At 70.6% G+C, this 5,716-nt stretch carries 5 protein-coding genes; 2 read left to right on the forward strand and 3 right to left on the reverse strand.

What is annotated here, in order from left to right:
* Positions 1-154 precede the first annotated feature (154 nt).
* The 3 genes from JFB92_RS24670 to JFB92_RS24680 all read right to left on the reverse strand — a co-directional run bounded on the left by JFB92_RS24670 (position 155) and on the right by JFB92_RS24680 (position 3,224).
* Entirely contained in the window at positions 155-421 is a 267-nt protein-coding gene (locus JFB92_RS24670) for a hypothetical protein (protein WP_199044577.1), read from the reverse strand.
* A gap of 171 nt (positions 422-592) precedes the next feature.
* A complete protein-coding gene (locus JFB92_RS24675; RefSeq protein ID WP_199044578.1) occupies positions 593-1,837 on the reverse strand; it encodes an ornithine cyclodeaminase, nickel-pincer nucleotide-dependent in 1,245 nt (414 codons plus the stop codon).
* A gap of 85 nt (positions 1,838-1,922) precedes the next feature.
* Positions 1,923-3,224 carry an MFS transporter gene (locus JFB92_RS24680; protein ID WP_199044579.1) on the reverse strand — a complete coding sequence of 434 codons (1,302 nt, stop codon included), beginning with the start codon at positions 3,222-3,224 and terminating at the stop codon, positions 1,923-1,925.
* Positions 3,225-3,542: 318 nt separating this feature from the next.
* Between JFB92_RS24680 and bioA the strand changes: the two genes are divergently transcribed.
* The gene (gene bioA, locus JFB92_RS24685) at positions 3,543-4,865 is read left to right on the forward strand and encodes an adenosylmethionine--8-amino-7-oxononanoate transaminase (protein WP_199044580.1); all 1,323 of its coding nucleotides are present in this window, start codon (positions 3,543-3,545) and stop codon (positions 4,863-4,865) included.
* The coding region (locus JFB92_RS24690; protein ID WP_199044581.1) for an aminotransferase class I/II-fold pyridoxal phosphate-dependent enzyme at positions 4,862-5,716 on the forward strand (855 nt) is incomplete at its 3' end. The genes bioA and JFB92_RS24690, both read left to right, overlap by 4 nt.

Genomic DNA, 5,716 nt, shown 5'->3' on the forward strand with positions numbered 1-5,716 from the left:
TGACGGCTCTGGATGTTGTACCAGGTACCAGTCTCGACGGCATTGGCCTGCGGTACGGCCATGAACACCACGGCGATGCCGGTGACGGCGGCGGCCAGGCCGGACAGGAGCAGAATGAGCCTTCGTTTGAGTCTGCGAGTCATGAGAGGGTTCCCTAAAGGAAGTTGAAACGTTTCATTGATGCGGGTTGCCGCCCCTCGGGAGCGGGCCGGCGCGAGTGGGCGCCGACGAGGGTGGCGTGGGAGCCGTCGCCGCGCTGCATGGCGGCGTCGGAGTCGACCGCGCCGCGCTCCTGTGCCGGGGCGGCGTCGGCGGGGTCCTCGGTTCGGGCTCCGGAGTTCTGGTCGAGCCGGACGAAGGTCGCCGCCGCAGAGGCAGCGGCCCCGAAAGCGTCGTCCCCGCGTCCGAGGGTTCGTGTCATCTGCCTGCTCTCGTGGTCGGTCTCCGCCCAGGAGGGCGGGCTCCGGACTCCCCGGAGTCGCCCAAATATAAACAAACTTCGATGCGATGTCAATCAATATGAGGATATAGAGCCCGAACTCCGGCACGCGAAAGGGGCGGTCGGAGCCCGACCGCCCCCGAGACCTTCGGGTCATTCCCGCTTGTAGCCCACCACGAGCTCGGAAGCCAACTGCTCGCAGAACAGGCCGATGTCGGTGATGACCCCGATCGCCTGCCCCGAACCGCGGTCGGCCAGCTTCGTCACCGTCGCCGGGTTGATGTCCACGCTCACCAGCGGCACCTTCGCCGGCAGCAGGTTCCCGGTCGCGATCGAATGCAGCATCGTCGCCACCATGATCGCGAACCCGACCCCCGGGACCAGCGAGCGCATCGCCCGCTGCCCCTCGATCACGTCGGTGTACACGTCCGGCAGCGGCCCGTCGTCGCGAACCGACCCGACCAGCACGTATTCCTTGCCGTTCTTGACCATCGAATGCATGATCCCGCCGCGCAGCACCCCCGTCGAGACCGCCTCGCCGATCGAACCGCACGCGCGGATCCGGTTGATCGCCCGGATGTGGTGCTCATGGCCGTGCGGCACCCCGTGCCCCTTGTCCAGGTCCACCCCGAGCGACGTCCCGTACAGCGACGACTCGATGTCGTGCGCCGCCAACGCGTTGCCCGCGAACAGCACGTCCACGTAGCCCTCGCCGATCAGCGCCTCCAGGGCCTTCCCGGCGCCGGTGTGCACGATCGCCGGTCCGCCGACCCATAGGATCTTCTCCCCGCGCGCCTTGACCTCCCGCATCCGCTCGGCGATCAGCCGCACCTGGAGCGCCTGCGGACGCTCCGAGGACACCCCCGAGGCCATGAACTCGAAGTTCGACGACTCCGGATCGGCGCGCTCCGGCTCGGGCAGCGGAATCACCCGCACGCCCAGGCCGCCGCACACTACCAGCTCCCCGGCGCGCACGTCCGAGACCGCGAGCGTCCGGGCCTCGGAGTGGTCGGCCGAGACGATGATCCCGCAGTCCATCTCCGGGTTGTCGACGTCGATCCACCCGCCGTTGAGCCGGATCTGCGTGTCGAAGTTCGTCGTCGAGTAGAAGTCCTCGGGGAAGACCCCGTCTCCGGGCGCCGGGCGCAGCGTCGCCACTCCCGGATCGACCGGGTTCGCCCCGTGGGTCTGGAGCCGCATCACGATCCGCTCGAGCTGCTCCGGCGACTCGGCCGACACCGTCAGCTGGACATACGACTCGTCGGTGTGATGGCGGCCCACATCGAACCGGTCGATCGAATAGGCCCCCGAATACTCGAGGACATCGTCCATCACACGCGCGAACACACCCTGGTCGATAAGGTGCCCGCGCAACTCGACGGTCTTGCTGTGTTCCACGATCGCTCCCCTGTGAATGCCGAACCCGACGACGCTCGCCCAGTCGCAAGCCGACTTGAGCCTAACTCCCGGAGAGCGCGAGATATCAGCGGCTCGATGCCGCGGCCGCCTCCTTGGCGGCGCGGATCTCCTCGGGGGAGGGCCAGGATCTGGTCGCCATCGCCATGATCCCCAGCCCGATCACGCCCCACGCTCCCACCACGTACGGCACCGGCACCCCGAACTCGGCCACTGCGCCGACTCCCGCGATCGCCGCGCCCTGCGACAACTGGAGCCCGCCGTTGACGGTCGAGACGATCCTGCCCCGCCACCCGTCGGGGATGCACTGCGCCAGCGTGGCGTTCATCGGCGCCATGATCGCGGTCGACAGTCCGATTCCGATCGCGATCAGCACCACCCCCGCCAGTGGCGGATCCAGCAGCGCCGCGATCAGCACCACCGGGGCGGCGAACGCCAGCGGCCGGATCAACCGGTCCCGCAGCGAGGGCCTGACCAGCCGCGTGAACAGCAGCATCCCCACCACGGTCGCCGCCGCGTCCACGGCCATGATGGAGCCCTGCATGATCGAACCGCCGCCCAGGTGCGCCGCCCACAGCACCGCCACCCCCTCGGGCACGGCCGCCAGCGCGTACAGTCCCCAGATCGCGAACGAGATCGTCCGCAGCACCCGGTTGTCCCGCAGCACCTTCAGGCCCTCGCCGGTCTCCACCAGCACGTGCCGGCGGTCCTCGCGCCGGTTGACCGTGGGCCGGAGCCGGACCATCGAGTAGATGGTGACCGCACTGAGGGCGAACAGCGCCGAGTTGACCGCCAGGGCCGTGTGCGGGTTCACCGCCGCCAGCAGGCCCCCCGCCAGGTAGCCGATGATCTGCGAGGTCGCAGTCGCGCTCAGGTTCAACGCGATCGCCACCGACAGCTCCTCGCCGGTGAGGATCTGCGCGAGGGTCGAGGTGCGCGCCGCCGAGTACGCCGGCTGGACCGCCGCGGTGGCGAACACGATCACCATCATGACCGGAATCGGCAGGCCCGGAATCAGCAGCAGCGCGACCAGTCCGGCGCGCAGCAGGTCGCAGAGCACCATCACGTTCCGGTACGCGTAGCGGTCGACGATCGCTCCCAGCACCTGCGCCAGACCGAGGTACGGGGCGAAGCTGATGGCGAACGAACCGGCCGCCAGGGCCGCCGAACCGGTGCTGTCCCACACCAGGAACGTGACCGCGACCCGGTACAGCATGGAACCGGCGCTCGAGACGCAGTAGGCCGCAAGGAATGCGGCGGCCTCCCGGTTGCCGAACACGTCGCCGAAGGTCGGTCTGCGCTCCTCCTCGTCCGCCTCGAAGCCGTCGGCCGACCCGGACTCGGTCGGCTTTGGGTTCTGACTCGACACAGGGGGCCTTCCTTACTACGGCGCAGGGTCCTCCGCTCCGCACGCGGGCTCCGGGGGCTGAAAGGGAGGTAAGCGACAATCCTCCGCGATTGTCGCAAGTTTCCCCAGTTTGACGGAGGCGCATGTAGCTGTCAAGGGGCTCAGGCTGTGTAAAGCTCGGAAAACCGTCAAGAGTCCCTTTGACCCCGAAGTGTAGTCTTCTCTCCGACTCGCCGGTTCCCCCAGCCCCGCGCAATGGAGCAAACCGGGCCCGAGCCCGCCCTCTCTTGGTGGTACCTTCCAAACGGATTTGTGGAGAACGTCTAAGAGGAGCCGTCGATGACCGCCAGCGCCACCTGGACCGCCCGCGACGCCGCCGCCGTCTGGCACCCGTTCACCCAGCACGCCAACTGGATCGACGACGAACCCACCGTCGTCGACCGCGCCGAGGGGCCCTGGCTGATCGACGTCGACGGCCGCCGCTACCTCGACGGCGTCTCCTCTCTGTGGACGACCACCCTCGGCCATTGCCACCCCGAGGTCAACGCCGCCGTCGCCGACCAGCTCGCCCGGCTCGACCACTCCACGTTCCTCGGCACCACCCACACCCCCGGCATCGAACTCGCCGAGGCCCTCATCCGGCTCGCGCCCAACGGGAACGGACCCGCGCTCACCAAGGTCTTCTATGCCGGAGACGGCTCCTCCGCGGTCGAGGCCGCCATCAAAATCGCCTACCAGCACTCCGCGCAGACCGGCCGCGCCCGCCCCAAATTCGTGCGCCTCCAGCACGCCTACCACGGCGACACCCTCGGCGCCGTCGCCGTCGGCGGCCACGACCTCTTCCACGCCACCTACCGGCCGCTGCTGCTCGAGACCATCGGCGTCCCCTCGCCCGGCGACCGCGCCCTCGGGCCCGACCGCCTCGACATCGCCACCCGCGCACTGGAACAGACCATGGCCGAACACGGCGACGAAGTGTGCGCCGTCATCGTCGAGCCCATGATCCAAGGCGCCGCGGGCATGTACGACTACGATGCGGCCTTCCTCGCCGCCGCCCGCCGCGAGGCCGACCGCCACGGCGCCCTGCTGATCTTCGACGAGGTCGCCACCGGCGTCGGCCGCACCGGCGCCATGTGGGCCGCCGATCACGCCGGCGTCAACCCCGACCTCCTCACCTGCGGCAAGGGCGTCACCGCCGGATACCTGCCCCTGTCGGCGGTCCTGGCCGCCGAGCACGTCTACGAAGCGTTCCTCGCCCGAGAGGGCGACACCGCGCCCCGCACGTTCTTCCACGGCCACACCTACACCGCCAACCCCCTGTGCTGCGCCGCCGCGCTCGCCGGCCTCCGCGTCATGGAGGAGCAGGACGTCATCGCCCGAGCCGCCCGCCTCGGCGAACGCCTCGGCAAACTCCTCGAACCCCTCGGCGCCCACCCGCACGTGCGTGAGATCCGCCGACTCGGCACCATGACCGGCGTCGAAGTCGAACCCGTGCGCGAGCGCACCGGATTCGCCGTCTGCCAGGCCGCCCGCGAACGGGGCGTCTGGCTCCGGCCGCTCGGCGACACCGTCATCGTCATGCCGCCGCTGACCCTCACCGAGGCCGAGACCGAACTCCTCGCCGCCGGCCTGGCCGAAGCGGTCGACCAGGTGCTCCGATGAAGACCTGGGACCGCCTGGCCCGCAAGGCCGAACTCCGAGAGCGGGCCGGACTCGACCGCCGGGCCGGACCCCGCACCGACGCCTTCGACCTCGCCGGCAACGACTACCTCGGCCTCAGCGGACACCCCGCCGTCCTCGCCGCGGCCGCCGCCGCGCTGGAGGAGCATGGACTCGGCGCGAGCGGATCGCGACTGGTCCGCGGCACCACCGGCCTCCACGAGACCTTCGAGGCCGACTTCGCCCGCCACGTGGGCGCCGAGACCGCCACCCTGTACTCCTCGGGGTACCTCGCCAACCTCGGCGCGGTGGCCGCCCTCGCGGGCCCGGTCCTGCTCGACGCCCACGCGCACGCCTCGCTCCACGACGCCGCCCGGCTCGCCGGGACCGCCTCGGACACCTTCGCCCACAACGACCTCGGCGACCTCGAACGGAAACTGTCCGAACTGCGCCCGGCGATCGTCGTCGTCGAATCGGTCTACTCCGTACTCGGCGACGCCGCGCCCCTGGCCGAACTCCACGCGATCGCCGCCGCCCACGAAGCCCTCCTGGTCATCGACGAGGCCCACGCGATCGGCACCGTCGGTCCCAGCGGCGGCGGGGGAGCGGCCGCCGCCGGGCTCGCCGCCGACCCCGGCGTCGTCATCACCGCGACCCTCTCCAAGGCCCTCGGCGCCGCCGGCGGCATCGTCGCCGGCCCCGCCGAACTGCGCCGCCACCTGGTCGACACCAGCCGCCCCTTCATCTACGACACCGCGCCGCCTCCCGCCGTCATCGCCGGCGCCGCCGCGGCCCTCGGCCTCGCCCGCGAAGCCGACCGCGACCGCGCCGAACTCGCCCGCCGCGCCGCCCGC

This window comes from Glycomyces salinus, from assembly GCF_016428645.1.
GTDB classification, from domain to species: Bacteria; Actinomycetota; Actinomycetes; order Mycobacteriales; family Micromonosporaceae; genus Glycomyces; species Glycomyces salinus.

Excerpts from the sequence above, each read along its gene's own strand:
- JFB92_RS24670 (WP_199044577.1), bottom strand. The coding sequence starts at position 421 with ATGACACGAACCCTCGGACGCGGGGACGACGCTTTCGGGGCCGCTGCC.
- bioA (WP_199044580.1), top strand. The coding sequence starts at position 3,543 with ATGACCGCCAGCGCCACCTGGACCGCCCGCGACGCCGCCGCCGTCTGG.